The organism is Streptomyces sp. NPDC096324 (assembly GCF_044763015.1).
Classification (GTDB): domain Bacteria; phylum Actinomycetota; class Actinomycetes; order Streptomycetales; family Streptomycetaceae; genus Streptomyces.
The window spans coordinates 92532-108472 of record NZ_JBIWFK010000017.1 but is presented as its reverse complement, the minus strand read 5'-3'; the positions used below and the strand labels follow the sequence as shown (position 1 = coordinate 108472).

13 protein-coding genes are annotated in these 15941 nt (G+C 71.4%); 8 read left to right on the top strand and 5 right to left on the bottom strand.

Annotated features, from left to right (window positions below; all coding sequences use genetic code 11):
* Positions 1-299: 299 nt before the first annotated feature.
* Positions 300-1256: a methylmalonyl Co-A mutase-associated GTPase MeaB gene (gene meaB / locus ACIQ7M_RS35055; RefSeq protein WP_355760557.1), complete on the bottom strand. Its 957-nt coding sequence runs from the start codon at positions 1254-1256 to the stop codon at positions 300-302.
* A 40-nt stretch (positions 1257-1296) separates the two neighbouring features.
* Entirely contained in the window at positions 1297-2499 is a 1203-nt protein-coding gene (locus ACIQ7M_RS35050; RefSeq protein WP_355760401.1) for an acetyl-CoA C-acetyltransferase, read from the bottom strand.
* A gap of 148 nt (positions 2500-2647) precedes the next feature.
* Between ACIQ7M_RS35050 and mce the strand changes: the two genes are divergently transcribed.
* From mce to ACIQ7M_RS35025, 5 genes are all read left to right on the top strand, one after another.
* The gene (mce, locus tag ACIQ7M_RS35045) at positions 2648-3088 is read left to right on the top strand and encodes a methylmalonyl-CoA epimerase (RefSeq protein ID WP_389846835.1); all 441 of its coding nucleotides are present in this window, start codon (positions 2648-2650) and stop codon (positions 3086-3088) included.
* A 243-nt stretch (positions 3089-3331) separates the two neighbouring features.
* Positions 3332-7180 (top strand): polarized growth protein Scy, encoded by a 3849-nt coding sequence (scy, locus tag ACIQ7M_RS35040; RefSeq protein ID WP_403651750.1) that lies wholly within the window; start codon positions 3332-3334, stop codon positions 7178-7180.
* Between the two features lie 271 nt (positions 7181-7451).
* A complete protein-coding gene (locus tag ACIQ7M_RS35035; RefSeq protein WP_355760410.1) occupies positions 7452-8387 on the top strand; it encodes a cellulose-binding protein in 936 nt (311 codons plus the stop codon).
* 97 nt (positions 8388-8484) lie between these two features.
* Positions 8485-9468, top strand: a complete 984-nt coding sequence (locus ACIQ7M_RS35030) for an ABC transporter ATP-binding protein (RefSeq protein WP_403651745.1) — start codon at positions 8485-8487, stop codon at positions 9466-9468.
* 2 nt (positions 9469-9470) lie between these two features.
* On the top strand, positions 9471-10238 hold the full coding sequence (locus tag ACIQ7M_RS35025) for an ABC transporter permease (protein ID WP_355760416.1): 768 nt from the start codon (positions 9471-9473) through the stop codon (positions 10236-10238).
* Here the strand turns inward: ACIQ7M_RS35025 and ACIQ7M_RS35020 are convergent.
* Positions 10219-11133: a hypothetical protein gene (locus ACIQ7M_RS35020; protein ID WP_403651742.1), complete on the bottom strand. Its 915-nt coding sequence runs from the start codon at positions 11131-11133 to the stop codon at positions 10219-10221. The genes ACIQ7M_RS35025 and ACIQ7M_RS35020 overlap by 20 nt on opposite strands.
* A 400-nt stretch (positions 11134-11533) precedes the next feature.
* Here ACIQ7M_RS35020 and ACIQ7M_RS35015 point away from each other — a divergent pair, with 400 nt between their 5' ends.
* Both ACIQ7M_RS35015 and ACIQ7M_RS35010 read left to right on the top strand, forming a co-directional pair.
* On the top strand, positions 11534-12802 hold the full coding sequence (locus tag ACIQ7M_RS35015) for an ABC transporter ATP-binding protein (protein WP_355760424.1): 1269 nt from the start codon (positions 11534-11536) through the stop codon (positions 12800-12802).
* The gene (locus tag ACIQ7M_RS35010; RefSeq protein ID WP_355760427.1) at positions 12799-13638 is read left to right on the top strand and encodes an ABC transporter permease; all 840 of its coding nucleotides are present in this window, start codon (positions 12799-12801) and stop codon (positions 13636-13638) included. The genes ACIQ7M_RS35015 and ACIQ7M_RS35010 overlap by 4 nt, the downstream gene beginning before the upstream one ends.
* A gap of 46 nt (positions 13639-13684) precedes the next feature.
* On the opposite strand, the gene ACIQ7M_RS35005 is transcribed toward ACIQ7M_RS35010, so the two are convergent.
* Positions 13685-14017 (bottom strand): ATP/GTP-binding protein, encoded by a 333-nt coding sequence (locus ACIQ7M_RS35005; protein ID WP_355760430.1) that lies wholly within the window; start codon positions 14015-14017, stop codon positions 13685-13687.
* Positions 14018-14260: 243 nt separating this feature from the next.
* On the opposite strand from ACIQ7M_RS35005, the gene ACIQ7M_RS35000 reads away from it, so the two are divergent.
* Positions 14261-15289 carry an LLM class flavin-dependent oxidoreductase gene (locus tag ACIQ7M_RS35000; RefSeq protein WP_403651737.1) on the top strand — a complete coding sequence of 343 codons (1029 nt, stop codon included), beginning with the start codon at positions 14261-14263 and terminating at the stop codon, positions 15287-15289.
* A 105-nt stretch (positions 15290-15394) separates the two neighbouring features.
* Here ACIQ7M_RS35000 and ACIQ7M_RS34995 read toward each other — a convergent pair whose 3' ends face one another.
* The gene (locus tag ACIQ7M_RS34995; RefSeq protein WP_103550954.1) at positions 15395-15787 is read right to left on the bottom strand and encodes an SCO5389 family protein; all 393 of its coding nucleotides are present in this window, start codon (positions 15785-15787) and stop codon (positions 15395-15397) included.
* Positions 15788-15941: the final 154 nt, after the last annotated feature.

Below are 15941 nucleotides of genomic sequence, written 5' to 3'. Positions count from 1 at the left end.
GTGTACGGCGCATCGCCTCGCGCCTCAGCGCGCCGGGGCGCTCCGCTCCGCCCGGCTGCGGGCGCGCGCGCCGCACGCGGAGCGGTACCGTCCGCCGTCGCGCCGGTGGGTTCAACTCCGCGTCGCACCCGGGATCTCCGGTGCGGTTCGGCTCTCCGCCAGGCCCTGGACCGGCGCTCGGGCCCGACTCTCCGTCGCGCCCGAGACCGCCGGTCCGGTTCGGCTCGGTGGCCGGTCCGGATCGGCTCGGTGGCCGGTCCGGATCGGCGGTGCCCGTCGGATCGACTGGGCGGTGCCGGTCAGGCTTCCTTCAGGCCCTCGATCAGAGAGTCCGCCGCCGCGTACGGGTCGAGTTCACCGGCGACGATGCGCTCCGCGAGGGTGCTCAGGCGACGGTCGCCGTGGAGGTCGCCGATGCGGCGGCGCAGCGCGGTGACGGCGATCGTCTCGACCTCCTGGGACGCCCGCGCGAGCCGGCGCTCGGCCAGGACGCCACGTTCCTCCATCCACGCCCGGTGCTTCTCCAGGGCCTCGACGACCTCGTCGATGCCCTCGCCGCGCGCGGCGACCGTCTTGACGATCGGCGGGCGCCAGTCCCCCGGCCCGCGGGACTCGCCGAGGCTGAGCATGTGGTTCAGCTCGCGGGCGGTGGCGTCGGCCCCGTCACGGTCGGCCTTGTTGACGACGTACACGTCGCCGATCTCCAGGATTCCCGCCTTGGCGGCCTGGATGCCGTCGCCCATGCCGGGGGCGAGGAGGACGACGGAGGTGTCGGCCTGGGAGGCGATCTCCACCTCCGACTGGCCGACGCCCACCGTCTCGACCAGGATCACGTCGCAGCCCGCCGCGTCCAGGACGCGGATCGCCTGGGGGGCCGACCAGGCCAGCCCGCCCAGGTGCCCGCGCGTGGCCATCGAGCGGATGTAGACGCCCGGGTCAGAGGCGTGGTCGGACATCCGGACACGGTCGCCGAGGAGCGCGCCCCCGGAGAACGGCGAGGACGGGTCGACGGCCAGTACGCCGACCCGCTTGCCCTGCCGGCGGTAGGCCGTCACCAGCGCCGACGTCGAGGTCGACTTGCCGACACCGGGCGAGCCCGTGAGGCCCACCACGTACGCGTTGCCGGCCAGCGGGGCCAGCGCGGCCATGACCTCACGGAGCTGCGGTGCCGCGCCCTCCACGAGGGAGATCAGCCGGGCCACCGCCCGCGGCCGTCCTTCCCTGGCCTGGGTCACCAGCGAGGAGACGTCCTGCATCACAGCTCCGTTCACGAGAGGTCGGTCGGTCGAACGCGGGTCAGGCCTTGGCCACCCGCACGATCAGGGCGTCGCCCTGACCGCCGCCGCCGCACAGGGCGGCCGCGCCGACGCCGCCGCCGCGCCGCTTCAGTTCGAGGGCCAGGTGCAGCACCAGGCGGGCGCCGGACATGCCGATCGGGTGGCCGAGGGCGATGGCGCCGCCGTTGACGTTCACCTTTTCCGTGGACACGCCGAGGTCCTTCATTGACTGGACCGCGACCGCCGCGAAGGCCTCGTTGATCTCGATCAGGTCGAGGTCCTCGACCTCCAGGCCCTCCTTCTTCAGGGCGTGCAGGATGGCGTTCGAGGGCTGCGACTGGAGCGAGTTGTCCGGGCCGGCCACGTTGCCGTGGGCGCCGATCTCCGCGATCCACTCCAGGCCGAGCTCCAGCGCCTTGGCCTTGCTCATCACGACCACGGCGGCCGCGCCGTCCGAGATCTGGGAGGCGCTGCCGGCGGTGATGGTGCCGTCCTTGGCGAAGGCGGGGCGCAGCTTGCCGAGCGACTCGGCGGTCGTCTCGGCGCGGATGCCCTCGTCCTTGCTGAAGACGACCGGCTCGCCCTTGCGCTGCGGGATCTCGATCGGTGTGATCTCCGCCTCGAAGAGGCCGTTCTTCTGGGCGGCGGCCGCGCGCTGGTGGGACAGGGCGGCGATCTCGTCCTGCACCGGACGCTGGATGCCGAGACGGGTGTTGTGCTTCTCCGTCGACTCGCCCATGGCGATGTTCTCGAAGGCGTCCGTCAGACCGTCGTACGCCATGGCGTCGAGCATCTCGATGGCGCCGTACTTGAAGCCCTCGCGGGACTTCGGGAGCAGGTGCGGGGCGTTCGTCATGGACTCCTGGCCGCCGGCGACCACGATGTCGAACTCGCCGGCGCGGATGAGCTGGTCCGCGAGGGCGATGGCGTCCAGGCCGGAGAGGCACACCTTGTTGATGGTGAGCGCCGGGACGTTCATGGGGATGCCCGCCTTGACGGCGGCCTGGCGTGCCGGGATCTGCCCTGCCCCGGCCTGGAGCACCTGGCCCATGATCACGTACTGCACCTGGTCGCCGCCGATGCCGGCGCGGTCGAGGGCGGCCTTGATCGCGAAGCCACCGAGGTCGGCCCCGGAGAAGGACTTCAGCGAGCCCAGCAGTCGTCCCATGGGCGTACGGGCGCCCGCGACGATCACCGAGGTGTTGCTGTTCGTTCCAGACATGAGGTGCGATCCCCTTACCGGCTTGCACAGCCGAGGAGTGAACGAGGGTTTACTGAGAATGTACTGAGCGGTAGGCCACCCGTCATCCGGCCCGCAGTGTGATCGCGCGCACGTTGCGTAACCACGCCGGGAGCGCTGCACTGACTCCATGCTGACGCGAATCGACCACATCGGGATCGCCTGTTTCGACCTCGACACGACTGTCGAGTTCTACCGAGCGACGTACGGCTTCGAAGTCTTCCACTCCGAGGTCAACGAGGAGCAGGGCGTGCGAGAGGCCATGCTCAAGATCAACGAGACGTCCGACGGCGGCGCCTCCTACCTCCAGTTGCTGGAACCCACCCGCGAGGACTCGGCCGTGGGCAAGTGGCTGGCCAAGAACGGCGAGGGCGTGCACCACATCGCCTTCGGCACCGCGGACGTCGACGGTGACGCCGCGGACATCCGCTCGAAGGGCGTCCGGGTGCTCTACGACCAGCCCCGGACCGGGTCCATGGGGTCCCGGATCACGTTCCTGCACCCCAAGGATTGCCACGGCGTACTGACAGAACTGGTCACTTCGGCGGCGGTTGAGTCACCTGAGCACTGACCTCCGTATATCTGGGCCGGTAGGGTTGGGGTCGGCCGTCGCCTTTCGCGGGGGACGGCCGCGGTCCTGGCACCTTCCGGTGGGCGGGACCAAGGGCCGGGGTCCAGGTTTCGGGGGGCGAGCGTCGGGGCGACAGCCCTTGCTCCGCCGTTGATCTGACACCATTCCCCGGGGGCCCCGTTCGGCGGAAGAACGGTGCTCGTTCGGAATCAGATGCGACCAGGGGACGGATGGGACCGCGCAGTGCGGGGCTACGAACGCCAGGAGCGAGAGCCGGCGGCTGACGTCGACCACCTCTCTCGGTTCGAGGCCGAGATGGAACGGCTGAAGACCGAGCGGGAGAAGGCCGTCCAGCACGCCGAGGACCGCGGCTATCAGGTCGAGGTGCTGCGCGCCAAGCTGCACGAGGCGCGCCGCAGTCTGGCGACCCGTCCTGCCTATGACGGGGCCGACATCGGCTATCAGGCCGAGCAGATGCTCCGCAATGCCCAGATGCAGGCCGACCAGCTTCGCGTCGACGCCGAGCGCGAGATCAGCCAGGCACGGGCGCAGACCCAGCGTCTCCTCCAGGAGCACGCCGAGCACTCCGCACGGCTCCAGGCCGAGCTGCACCAGGAGGCCGTCACCCGGCGTCAGCAGCTCGACCAGGAGCTGGCGGAGCGCCGCCAGACCGTCGAGTCGCACGTCAACGAGAACGTGGCGTGGGCGGAACAGCTCCGCGCCCGCTCCGAGTCCCAGGCCCGCCGGCTGCTGGACGAGTCGCGCGCCGAGGCCGACCAGGCGCTCGCCGCCGCCCGCGCGGAGGCCGAACGGGTCGCCGCCGAGGCCCGCCAGCGGCTCACCACCGACGCCGAGACGGCCCGCGCGGAGGCCGAGGCGCTGCTGCGCCGTGCCCGCACGGACGCCGAGCGGCTGCTGAACGCCGCCTCGACGCAGGCGCAGGAGGCCACCGACCACGCCGAGCAGCTCCGCAGCAGCACGGCGAGCGAGTCGGACAACGCCCGCCGTCAGGCCGGCGAGCTGAGCCGCGCCGCCGAGCAGCGGATGAGCGCCGCCGAGACGGCACTGCGCGAGGCCCAGACCGAGGCGGACAAGGTCCTCACCGAGGCCAAGGACGCCGCGGCGAAGACGATCGCGAACGCCGAGTCGGTCAACGAACAGCGCACCCGGACCGCGAAGGAGCAGGTCGCCCGGCTGGTCGGCGAGGCCAACCAGGAGGCCGAGACCACCAAGTCCGAGGCCGAGCAGATCGTCGCGGACGCCCGCAGCAAGGCCGAGACGATCGTCGCGGAGGCCGAGGAGAGCGCCCGCAGCCTCACGGCCGAGGAGACCGCCTCCCAGCTCGCCAAGGCGGCCCGTACCGCCGAGGACGTCCTGAACAAGGCGTCCGAGGAAGCCAAGCGGACCACGAAGGCGGCCTCCGAGGAGGCCGAGCGGATCCGCACCGAGGCGGAGACCGAGGCCGACCGGCTGCGCGCCGAGGCGCACGACATCGCCGAGCAGCTCAAGGGCACGGCGAAGGACGACACCAAGGAGTACCGCGCCAAGACCGTCGAACTCCAGGAGGAGGCGCGGCGGCTGCGCGGGGACGCGGAGCAGCTTCGTTCGGACGCGGTCGCCGAGGGCGAGCGCATCCGCGCCGAGGCCCGGCGCGAGGCCGTCCAGCAGATCGAGGAGGGCGCCCGGACCGCCGAGGAGCTGCTCGGCAAGGCGAAGGCGGACGCGGACGAGCTGCGCCAGGCCGCCACGGCGGACAGCGAGAAGGTCCGTACCGAGGCCATCGAGCGCGCCACGACGCTGCGCCGGCAGGCCGAGGAGACGCTGGAGCGGACCCGCGCGGAGGCCGACCGGCACCGCGCGGACGCCGAGGAGCAGGCCGGGACGATCGCGGCCGACGCGGAGCGGGCCGCCGAGCGGCAGCGCGAGGAGACCGAGCGGGCCATAGAGGCCCGTCAGGCCGAGGCCGCCGAAGGGCTGGCCCGGCAGCACACGGAGGCCGAGGAGCGTCTGGCCGCGTCCGAGCAGGCGCTGACCGACGCGCGGGCGGAGGCCGAGCGGATCCGCCGCGAGGCTTCCGAGGAGATCGACCGGCTGCGTTCGGAGTCCGCCGAGCGGATCCGTACGCTCCAGGCCCAGGCCGAGACGGAGGCCGACCGACGACGCGACGAGGCCGCGGCGGACGCGGCCGCGTCCCGTGCCGAGGGCGAGACCGTCGCCGTACGGCTGCGTTCGGAGGCCGCGGCGGAGGCCGAGCGGCTCAAGTCGGAGGCCCAGGACAGCGCCGACCGGGTGCGCGGCGAGGCGCAGGCCGCCGCCGAGCGTCTGGCGGCCGAGGGTGCCGAGACGCTGGCCGCCGCCCAGGAGGAGGCCACCCGGCGCCGCCGCGAGGCCGAGGAGACCCTCGGTTCGGCGCGCCAGGAGGCCGACCAGGAGCGCGAGCGGGCCCGCGAGCAGAGCGAGGAACTGCTGGCGTCCGCGCGCAAGCGGGTCGAGGAGGCCCAGACCGAGGCCGTACGGCTGGTCGAGGAGGCCGACCGGCGCGCGACCGAGATGGTCTCCAACGCCGAGCAGACCGCGCAGCAGGTGCGGGACGCGGTGGCGGGGCTGCACGAGCAGGCCCAGGAGGAGATCACCGGGCTGCGCTCGGCCGCCGAGCACGCGGCGGACCGTACGCGCACCGAGGCGCAGGAGGAGGCGGACCGGGTCCGCGCCGACGCGTACGCCGAGCGCGAGCGGGCCGGCGAGGACGCGGCGCGGATGCGGCGCGAGGCGAACGAGGAGCGGGAGGCCGCGAGCGCGCTCGCGGAGCGCACGGTCGCGGAAGCGATCGCGGAGGCGGAGCGGATGCGCTCGGACGCCTCCGAGCACGCCCAGCGGGTGCGCACCGAGGTGTCGGACGCCATCGCGAACGCCGACCAGGACGCCGCGCGTACCCGTGCGGACGCCCGGGAGGACGCGAACCGGATCCGTTCGGACGCGGCCGCGCAGGTGGACACCCTCATCACCGAGGCGGCGGCGGAGGCCGAGCGGCTGGGGATCGAGACCGCGGCCGAGGCCGAGCGGGTACGCGCCGAGTCCGTGGCCAAGGCCGAGAAGCTCATCTCGGACGCGACCGGTGACGCGGAGCGGCTGCGCGCCGAGGCCGCCGAGGCGGTCGGCTCCGCCCAGCAGCACTCCGAGCGGATCCGTACCGAGGCCGAGCGCTTCAAGGTGCGGGCGACGGAGGAGGCCGAGCGGCGTACGACGGCGGCGCGCGAGGAGTCCGAGCGTCTGCTGGACGAGGCGCGCCAGGAGGCCAACAAGAAGCGCTCCGAGGCGGCCGAGCAGGTCGACACGCTCATCTCCGAGACGGCGTCCGAGGCGGACAAGCTGCTCTCGGACGCGCAGCAGAGCGCGCAGAAGACGACGGCGGACGCCGAGTCGCAGGCCGACACCATGGTGGGTGTGGCGCGTGGCGAGGCGGAGCGGCTCGTCTCGGAGGCGACCGTCGAGGGCAACACGCTGGTGGAGCGGTCCCGTGCGGACGCGGACGAGCTGCTGGTCGGCGCGCGCCGGGACGCCACGGCGATCCGGGAGCGCGCGGAAGAGCTGCGCGACCGTGTCACGTCCGAGATCGAGGATCTGCACGAGCGGGCGCGCCGTGAGTCGTCCGAGGCGATGAAGAACGCGGGCGACCGGTGCGACGCGCTCATCAAGGCCGCCGAGGACCAGCTCGCGGAGGCCGAGGCGAAGGCCAAGGACCTGGTGGCGGAGGCGAACTCCGAGGCGAGCAAGGTCCGGATCGCCGCCGTGCGCAAGGCCGAGGGGCTCCTCAAGGAGGCCGAGCAGAAGAAGTCCTCGCTCGTCACCGAGGCGGAGAAGATCAGGTCCGAGGCCATTCAGGAGGCGAAGGCCGCCGTCGAGGAGGGCAAGCGCGACCTGGAGGTCCTGGTCCGCCGGCGCGAGGACATCAACACGGAGATCTCCCGTGTCCAGGACGTCCTTGAGGCGTTGGAGTCTTTCGAGGCCCCTGGGGGCGGCAAGGACGGCGGGGTGAAGGCGGCCGCGGCCGCCGGGGCGGCCCGTTCGGGCGGCAAGGCGTCGGAGAGCTAGGGCCGGTCGTCCGGATCGGACGGCGGCCCCTGGGCCGAGGTGCCGGACGCGCGGTGGCTTCGGGGCCTGTCCGCCGGACAGGCCCTGGCGGGAAGCACGGATTCAGGTGCTTTCTGGGAGGTTTGTCACAGGTTCTGGCAAGCCTTCCGACAGCCCGCCACCCAAAAGGAGTGTCATTCTCCAGATCAAACACGTATCCGCTCGATGACACACCGCATTGCCCCCTAGGATTCCACCTATCACCTCACCGGTCTCATTCGACAGGAACCCCATGAGCGACACTTCCCCCTACGGCTTCGAGCTTGTGCGGCGTGGATACGACCGCGCTCAGGTGGACGAACGCATCTCGAAGCTCGTCTCCGACCGTGACAGCGCTCTGGCCCGTATCACCGCCCTCGAAAAGCGCATCGAGGAACTCCATCTCGAAACGCAGAACGCCCAGGCCCAGGTGAGCGACGCAGAGCCGTCGTACGCCGGTCTGGGCGCCCGCGTCGAGAAGATCCTCCGCCTCGCCGAGGAGGAGGCCAAGGACCTGCGCGAGGAGGCCCGTCGCGCGTCCGAGCAGCACCGTGAGCTCGCCGAGTCGGCCGCTCAGCAGGTGCGCAACGACGCCGAGTCGTTCGCCGCGGACCGCAAGTCCAAGGCGGAGGACGAGGGCGTCCGGATCGTCGAGAAGGCCAAGAGCGAGGCCTCCCAGCTCCGCTCCGAGGCGCAGAAGGACGCCGCGTCCAAGCGCGAGGAGGCGGACGCCCTCTTCGAGGAGACCCGCGCCAAGGCCGCCCAGGCCGCCGCCGACTTCGAGACGAACCTCGCCAAGCGCCGCGAGCAGTCCGAGCGCGACCTGGCTTCGCGTCAGGCCAAGGCCGAGAAGCGCCTCGCGGAGATCGAGCACCGCGCGGAGCAGCTCCGCCTGGAGGCCGAGAAGCTGCGCACGGACGCCGAGCGCCGCGCCCGCCAGACGGTGGAGACGGCTCAGCGCCAGGCCGAGGACATCGTGGCCGACGCGAACGCCAAGGCCGACCGCATCCGCTCGGAATCCGAGCGCGAGCTGGCCGCCCTCACCAACCGCCGCGACTCGATCAACGCGCAGCTCACGAACGTCCGCGAGATGCTCGCGACGCTCACGGGCGCCGCGGTGGCCGCCGCCACGGGTCCGGCCGAGGACGAGCCGATCTCCCGCGGGGTTCCGGCGCAGCAGTCCCGGTAACCGCACGGCACGACACCAGGGCCCGTTCCCTCTCCCGAGGGCGCGGGCCTTGTCGTGTCAAGTGGCAGGCCCCCGGGGGCGGTCTTAGCGTGGCCGCATGATCGAGCTCGAGGGGCTGACGAAGCGGTACGGCGAGAAGGTGGCGGTCAACAACCTCACCTTCACCGTCCGGCCGGGCATCGTGACCGGCTTCCTCGGCCCCAACGGCGCCGGGAAGTCCACGACGATGCGGATGATGCTCGGGCTCGACCGCCCCACCACGGGCGACGTACGGATCGACGGACAGCACTACGACCGGCTCAAGGACCCGCTGAAGTACATCGGCGCCCTGCTGGACGCGAAGGCGATGCACGGTGGCCGCAGCGCCTTCAACCACCTTCTGTGCCTCGCCCAGAGCAACGGCATCCCGAGGGCGCGGGTGCACGAGGTCCTCGACACCGTCGGCCTCACCGCGGTCGCCCGGAAGAAGGCGAAGGGGTTCTCCCTGGGCATGGGCCAGCGGCTCGGCATCGCGGGCGCGCTGCTGGGCGACCCGCGGATCCTGATGTTCGACGAGCCGGTCAACGGCCTCGACCCCGAGGGCATCCACTGGATCCGCAATCTGATGAAATCTCTCGCGTCCCAGGGCCGTACGGTGTTCGTCTCCTCGCACCTCATGAGCGAGATGGCGCTGACCGCCGAACACCTCGTCGTCATCGGCCAGGGCAGACTGCTCGCCGACACCTCGATGGCCGACTTCATCCGGCAGAACTCGCGCTCGTACGTCCGGGTCCGCTCCCCGCAGCGCGAGCGGCTGCTCGACGTGCTGAAGAGCGCGGGGATCACGGTCGTCCAGACGAGCGGCGGGGCGCTGGAGGTGGACGACGGGAAGCCGGAGCACCTCGGGGAACTGGCCGCGCAGCACCAGATCGTGCTGCACGAGCTGAGCCCTCAGCAGGCCTCGCTGGAGGAGGCCTTCATGGGGCTGACCGCGGAGTCGGTGGAGTACCACGCCCACACCACCGAGACACCGCCGGAGCGGGAGCTCCCGCCGGACACGCCCCCCGCCCCTCGATGGGGCGGCGACTGGAGGAAGGGCTGAGAATGGCGGCCACCCAGGTCCTCAGGTCCGAGTGGACCAAGATCCGTTCCGTTTCGTCCACGGTGTGGACGCTGAGCCTCGCGGCGGTCGTGACGATCGCGCTGGGCCTGCTCATCTCGCTCCTCTCCCGCAACGAGTTCGACAACCTGAGCCGGCAGGACCGGCTCACGTTCGACCCGACGTTCATCAGCTTCGCGGGCATGACCCTCGGGCAGCTCGCGATGATCGTGTTCGGGGTGCTCGTCGTCGGCAACGAGTACAGCACCGGCATGATCCGCACCTCGCTCTCGGCGGTCCCCCAGCGCGGCACCTTCCTGTTCAGCAAGGTCGCGGTGGCGGCCGGCCTCGCCCTGGTCGTCGGAATGATCACCAGCTTCATCACGTTCTTCGTGGGCCAGGCGGCGCTCGGCACGCACAGGACGTCGATCGGCGATCCGGGGGTGCTGCGCGCGGTGATCGGCGGGGGGCTCTACATGACGCTCATCGCCGTCTTCTCGATGGGCGTCGCGGCGATGCTGCGCTCCCCGATGCTCTCGCTCGGCATCCTGATGCCGTTCTTCTTCCTGATCTCCAACATCCTGGGCGCCGTCTCCGCGACCAAGAAGGTCGGCCGCTACCTCCCCGACCAGGCCGGCAGCAGGATCCTGCGGGTGGTGACGCCCATCGACGACACGCCCTACGGTCCCTGGGGCGGCCTCGGCATCATGGTGCTGTGGGTGGCCGCGGCCCTGGCCGGCGGTTACGCGCTGCTCAAGAAGCGGGACGCGTAGGTGTCTCGGGCCGTAGTCCGTCGAACTCCGGCCAGCCCTCCCAGGCGGCCACGGGAAGGTCCAGGTCCGGCTTCACCGGAACGAACTGACCGAGTTCCAGGTTCTCGCCATCCAGGGAGAACCAGCGTTCGTCGTTCAGCTCCATGCCCGTGCCCGCGGCACGCGCGGTGAACCTCACCAGGATGCGCACACCCCGCAGACCACGCAGGTCCTTGCCCTGGAGCGAGGTGAGCGGGAGCGTGCCGACCGCCGCCCCGACCGGTATCCACAGGGTGAAGGGCGCCTGCTGCTCCACCACGCACCAGACGCGCTCGTCGCAGAGCCGACCGTCCTCGCCCACCACTTTGAGCCGCTGCTTGTACAGCGCCAGCAGACCGTCGCGGCGCGGTGACTCCTCCAGGAAGCGCAGATGGGCCTCGGCGCGCGCGTCCATGATGTCGACGTTGGCGATGTGCTGGTAGAAGCGCACCGCGATGACGGCGAGTTGGCTGCCCCGGTGAGCGTCGGCGAAGACCGGCGAGGACGACATGGTGGCGAGCGAGACACTCGCCTTGGCGCGCCAGACCAGTGGTCGAACCGTGAACATCTTGATCAGGACGATGCCGAGCAGCACCGCCGGCACCAGGGACCCGGTGACCGAGGCCAGGGTGGCCAGCAGCTGGTGCGGTGTGCTGTCGGGTTCCGGCTCCAGATTGTCGGTCCCGACACACGCCCGGAGCGCGGTGAGGCTCAGGTCGAGAAGCCGCTCCTGATCCGAGAACCGGCTCCCCATCGACCGCTTGGAGGGCTCGGTCAGCGTCCACGCGGTGGCTATGGCCACGGCGAGACCGGCCAGTCCGCCGAGTGTGGTGAGCAGCAGCGCGTGAACGGTGCGTCCGGCGATCCACCAGCGCACAGACCTGCGGAAACGCGGGTGCGTCCGGCCCCGCATCATCGGGCGACGCCGACCCCGAAGGCTCAACTCCCCACCCCCGCAGACAAGTTGCTCGGGACTTTCGCCCGGGGTGACAGTGTTCCCGGTGCCCCTTACGACCAATCCTGCCGGACATCGCCCCCCGGCCCGCCGCGGAAACCCGGGAATCCGGAGGTCGCTCCGAGCAACGCGGGTGAGCACCCCATCGGAGCGCGTACCTGACAGGACACACGTACGAAATTCAGCTTTCTGCTGGATCTTTCACCAGTCGATGGGCGGGACTTTACTTCCCCTTGAGTGGAACCGTCGGCGCCCGGATATCCTCCTAACCCTTACGGGGGCGTGCGCCCCGACGTCCTGAACCTTTCGATGGGTGCGGAGAATGATCGAGGCAGTCGGCCTGACGAAGCGCTACGGCGCCAAGACAGCCGTGTACAACCTTTCCTTCCAGGTCCGGCCGGGTGCGGTCACCGGCTTCCTCGGGCCCAACGGCTCGGGCAAGTCGACGACGATGCGCATGATCCTCGGCCTCGACAATCCCACCTCCGGTCAGGTGACGATCGGCGGCTTCCCCTACCGCAGGCTGCCGAACGCGCCCCGCCAGGTCGGCGCGCTCCTCGACGCCAAGGCCGTCCACGGCGGCCGGAGCGCCCGCAGCCACCTGCTGAGCCTGGCGCAGCTCTCGGGCATCCCGGCCCGCCGTGTGGACGAGGTGCTCGGCGTCGTCGGCCTCCAGGACGTGGCGAAGAAGCGCTCCAAGGGCTTCTCCCTCGGCATGGGCCAGCGCCTCGGCATCGCCGCCGCGCTCCTCGGCGACCCCCAGGTGCTGCTCTTCGACGAGCCGGTCAACGGCCTCGACCCCGAGGGCATCCTCTGGGTGCGCAACCTGATGAAGTCCCTCGCCGCGGAAGGCCGTACGGTCTTCGTCTCCTCGCACCTCATGAGCGAGATGGCGCTGACCGCCGACCACCTCATCGTGATCGGCCGCGGCCAGCTCCTCGCCGACCAGAGCGTCAAGGAGTTCATCTCCCACAACTCGGCCGACTTCGCCCGGGTGCGCACCCCCGACACCGAGCCGCAGCAGCGCGAGAAGCTGACCGCCGCGCTGACCGAGGCCGGCGGCCAGGTGCTGCCCGAGCAGGACGGCGCGCTGCGCGTCACCGGCCTGCCGCTCCCCCGCATCAGCGACCTCGCGCACTCCGCCGACGTCCGCCTGTGGGAGCTGTCTCCGCACCAGGCCTCGCTGGAGGAGGCGTACATGCGGATGACGCAGGGCGCCGTCGACTACCGCTCGACCGCCGACCAGAAGGCCGGGCTCCAGCAGCCGCTGCCGCCGGGCGCGATGCCGCCGCCGCAGATGCCGGTGGCGGGCCAGGGCCAGCCCGGCTGGTACGCGCCGCTGCCGCCCCAGCAGGGCGGTCAGCCCTTCGCCATGCCGCAGGCCGGTCCCTACGGCGCCCCCGCGGCCCCCGTCGCCGGTGCTCCCGGCCCGTACGGCGCTCCGGCCGCCCCCGGCGCCCCGGACGCCAACCCGTACGCCCAGGCTCCCGCGAGCCCCCCGGCGCCCGCCGCCGCGCCCGCTCCGGCGCCCGAGGCCGCGCCCACGACCGCGCCCGCCGCCGACCTGACCAAGCCCGAGGACGCCCGATGAGCACGCCCCAGCCCCCGATGCCGCAGCAGGCCGCCCCCGCCTGGCAGGCGGCGCCCGGCACGACGTACACCTCGCCGATCCCCGTCACCCGCACCCACCTCGGGCACGCGCTCCACTCCGAGTGGACGAAGATCAAGTCGGTGCGCTCCACGATGTGGACGCTCGGCACCTTCCTGCTCCTGGTGATCGGCATCGGCTTCCTGGTCGCCGTGCAGACCACGGACGAGGACTTCGGGGACGTCCCGTTCACGGTCCCCGCGTTCATCGGACTGCTGCTCGGCCAGCTCTGCCTGATCACGCTGGGCGTCCTGGTGGTCTCCTCCGAGTACGGCACGGGCATGATCCGTACGACGTTCACGGCCTCGCCGCAGCGGCACCGGGTGCTCGCCGCCAAGCTGATCATCTTCTTCGCGGTCGCGTTCACCGTCTCGGCGTTCGCGATCGGGCTCATCGGCCTGTTCACGGCGAGCCTGCACACCGGCGGCTCCGACATCCCGTGGGTCGGCACCGTCTTCATGGGCGCGCTGTACGTCTCGCTGCTCGGCATGCTCTCGCTCGCCGTGGGCTCGATGCTGCGCCACTCGGCGGGCGCGATCACCACGATGCTCGGTGTGGTGCTGCTGCCCTCGATCCTGCCCGCGTTCCTGATGATGTCCGAGACCCTGCGGACGATCGGCGAGAAGATGCAGGAGTACGCCGCCATCAGCTCGCTGGCCCGGGTCTTCCGGCTGGACAACGAGAGCGGCAACGGCGCCGCCCAGCTCGGCCTGCTCGCCGGGGTCACGGCGGCGGCGATCGTCGCCGCCTTCGTCCTCCTGGAGCGCCGCGACGTCTGACCTCCGCGCCCCTCATGCCTCTTGAGGCCGGAGGGGCCGAAGTCGCCTAGAACCTGGGCGCGTTACGGGACCGCTGCACCCGCGAGGTGCGGCGGTCCTTCGCGTTCCAGCAGGCCTTGTGCCAGTGCCGCCGCTCGTCGACGCCCGAGTGCTCCGGCCATGCCACCACGTGCGGCACCCCGGACGGGATCAACTGGTCGCAGCCGGGGCAGCGGTAGGTCTTGCCCTGCGCGCTCGCGCCCGCCACATGACGCACGCTCCACTCGTCGCCCTGCCAGCTCTCCGTGGACTGCCAGCCGCCGTAACGGTCCGACGAGTCCTCCTCGGGGCTGCCGCCGGACGAGCCGGCGTCCTTCGGGCGGTTGCGACGCGGGGACAAGGGACACCTCACGGAGCTATACAGGGAGCAGGGGCCAACCCAAGCCTACGCGGGAGGCACACGGGTACGCGTACTCCGCCAACCCGCGCAGATCCCCCTTCGGACAGTCCTCGGACGGTCTTCGGACAGCCCAATTCCCAGACAATCCGCAAATCTCCCCGCAAGGCCGTGTCTTCGGCACGTGTCAGGCGGTTATGCCGGGTGGGGGAGCTCCGTGTCGGAGCCGAGGAAGCAGGAAGTTCGATGCACGTTGGAAGTTTTGTACTTGCCGCCCAGTTCCCTGGACAGGGCCAGGGAGAGGCCCTGCACCGCGCGGTGCGGTCCGCCGAGGTCGCCGAGGAGGCCGGGCTCGACGCGGTCTGGCTGGCCGAACACCACTTCGTGCCGTACGGGACATGCCCGTCGGCCGTCACACTCGCCGCGTATCTGCTCGGCTGCACCGACCGGATCCGGATCGGCACGGCGGTCAGCGTGCTGCCCACCGCGCACCCCGTGGCACTCGGCGAACAGGCCGCCCTGCTGCACCTGACGTCCGGCGGACGGTTCTCGCTCGGGGTCGGCCGCGGCGGCCCCTGGGTCGACCTGGAGGTCTTCGGAGCGGGCCTGGCGGCATACGAACACGGATTCCCGGAGTCACTCGATCTACTGATCCGCTGGCTGCGCGAGCCGTCGGTCGCCGCCTCCTCCGAGCGGTTCTCGTTCCGTGAAGTCCCCGTCGTACCACGCCCGTCGGAGGCACTGAGCGGAGCTCCGGGCCCCGAGGTCGTCGTGGCGTGCACCTCGCCCGCGAGCGTGCGCCTCGCCGCCGAGCGCGGACTGCCGATGCTCCTGGGCATGCACGTCGGGGACGAGGAGAAGGCCGAAATGGTCGCGCTGTGGCGGCGCCACGCGCGCGCGGCGGGCCGCCCGTCGGACGAGATCCTCACCGCCGCCCATGTCTCCGCCGGCGTCTGCCAGATCGCGGACCGCCGGACCGACGCCGTCGAGACGCTCGTCAAGGCCATGCCGGGCTGGCTGAGGCAGGGCCTGGACGCCCATGTGACGGTCGACGACCGCGTCCGCTCGATGCGGGACCCGGTGGCGTACACCGAACTGCTCTGCGGGCTGCACCCGGTGGGCACGCCACGGCTGTGCGCCGACCGGCTCGCGGCGACCTCCGAGCGAACCGGCATCGGGCGCTTCGCGCTGCTCGTCGAGGGTTCGGGCGACCTGGCCGCCACCGAGGAGAACGTACGGCGGCTCGGGGCCGAGGTGCTGCCCCAGCTCAGGTGACCGCACGGGGTCCGGCCCCTACGGGCCGGACACGCGGGGAGCTTGCCGCCCCAGTACCAATGCACCTCCCGCGTACGGAGCGGCAAGCAGTGCGGCATCAGTGCGTCAGCAGTCCCTGAACTCCGGGGACTGGTTGAGCAACTGACTGCGGACCGAGGTGAAGCGTGCCAGTGTGTCGTCCACCGAGTCGTCCAGTGGGAACACCGCCACCCGGTGGCAGTTCTGGAAGGCCAGCCGCACTCCGAAGTGCCGCTGCAGCGCGCCGCGTATCGCGTCACTCGCGAGCGCACGCAGCAGCTGGCCACGTGCCTGCTCGTCCGGCGGGGGCGTCTGGTTGTCGGCGAACGTTCCGCCGTCCACCTTCAGCTGGGCCACCAGGGAGCTGATCATCTCCCACGCGTAGGGCAGGGAGGTCCGGACGCAGTCGACGAATTCTGCTTCATCGACCTCGCCTCGCTCGGCCTGTTGGAGTAGGGCCGGTGAGACGTCGAGCGACATGGGTACTCCTCTCGCACCCCCACACCTCGGGGGTTGCCGGACAGGGACGGGGACCGCGGTATCGAACACGCTGAGTACATGTACCGCGACCTCCCGTTCATACGGTAAGCATCGGCAGGTAACGGCACCAGGAGAATGGGCACATAGCGAACAC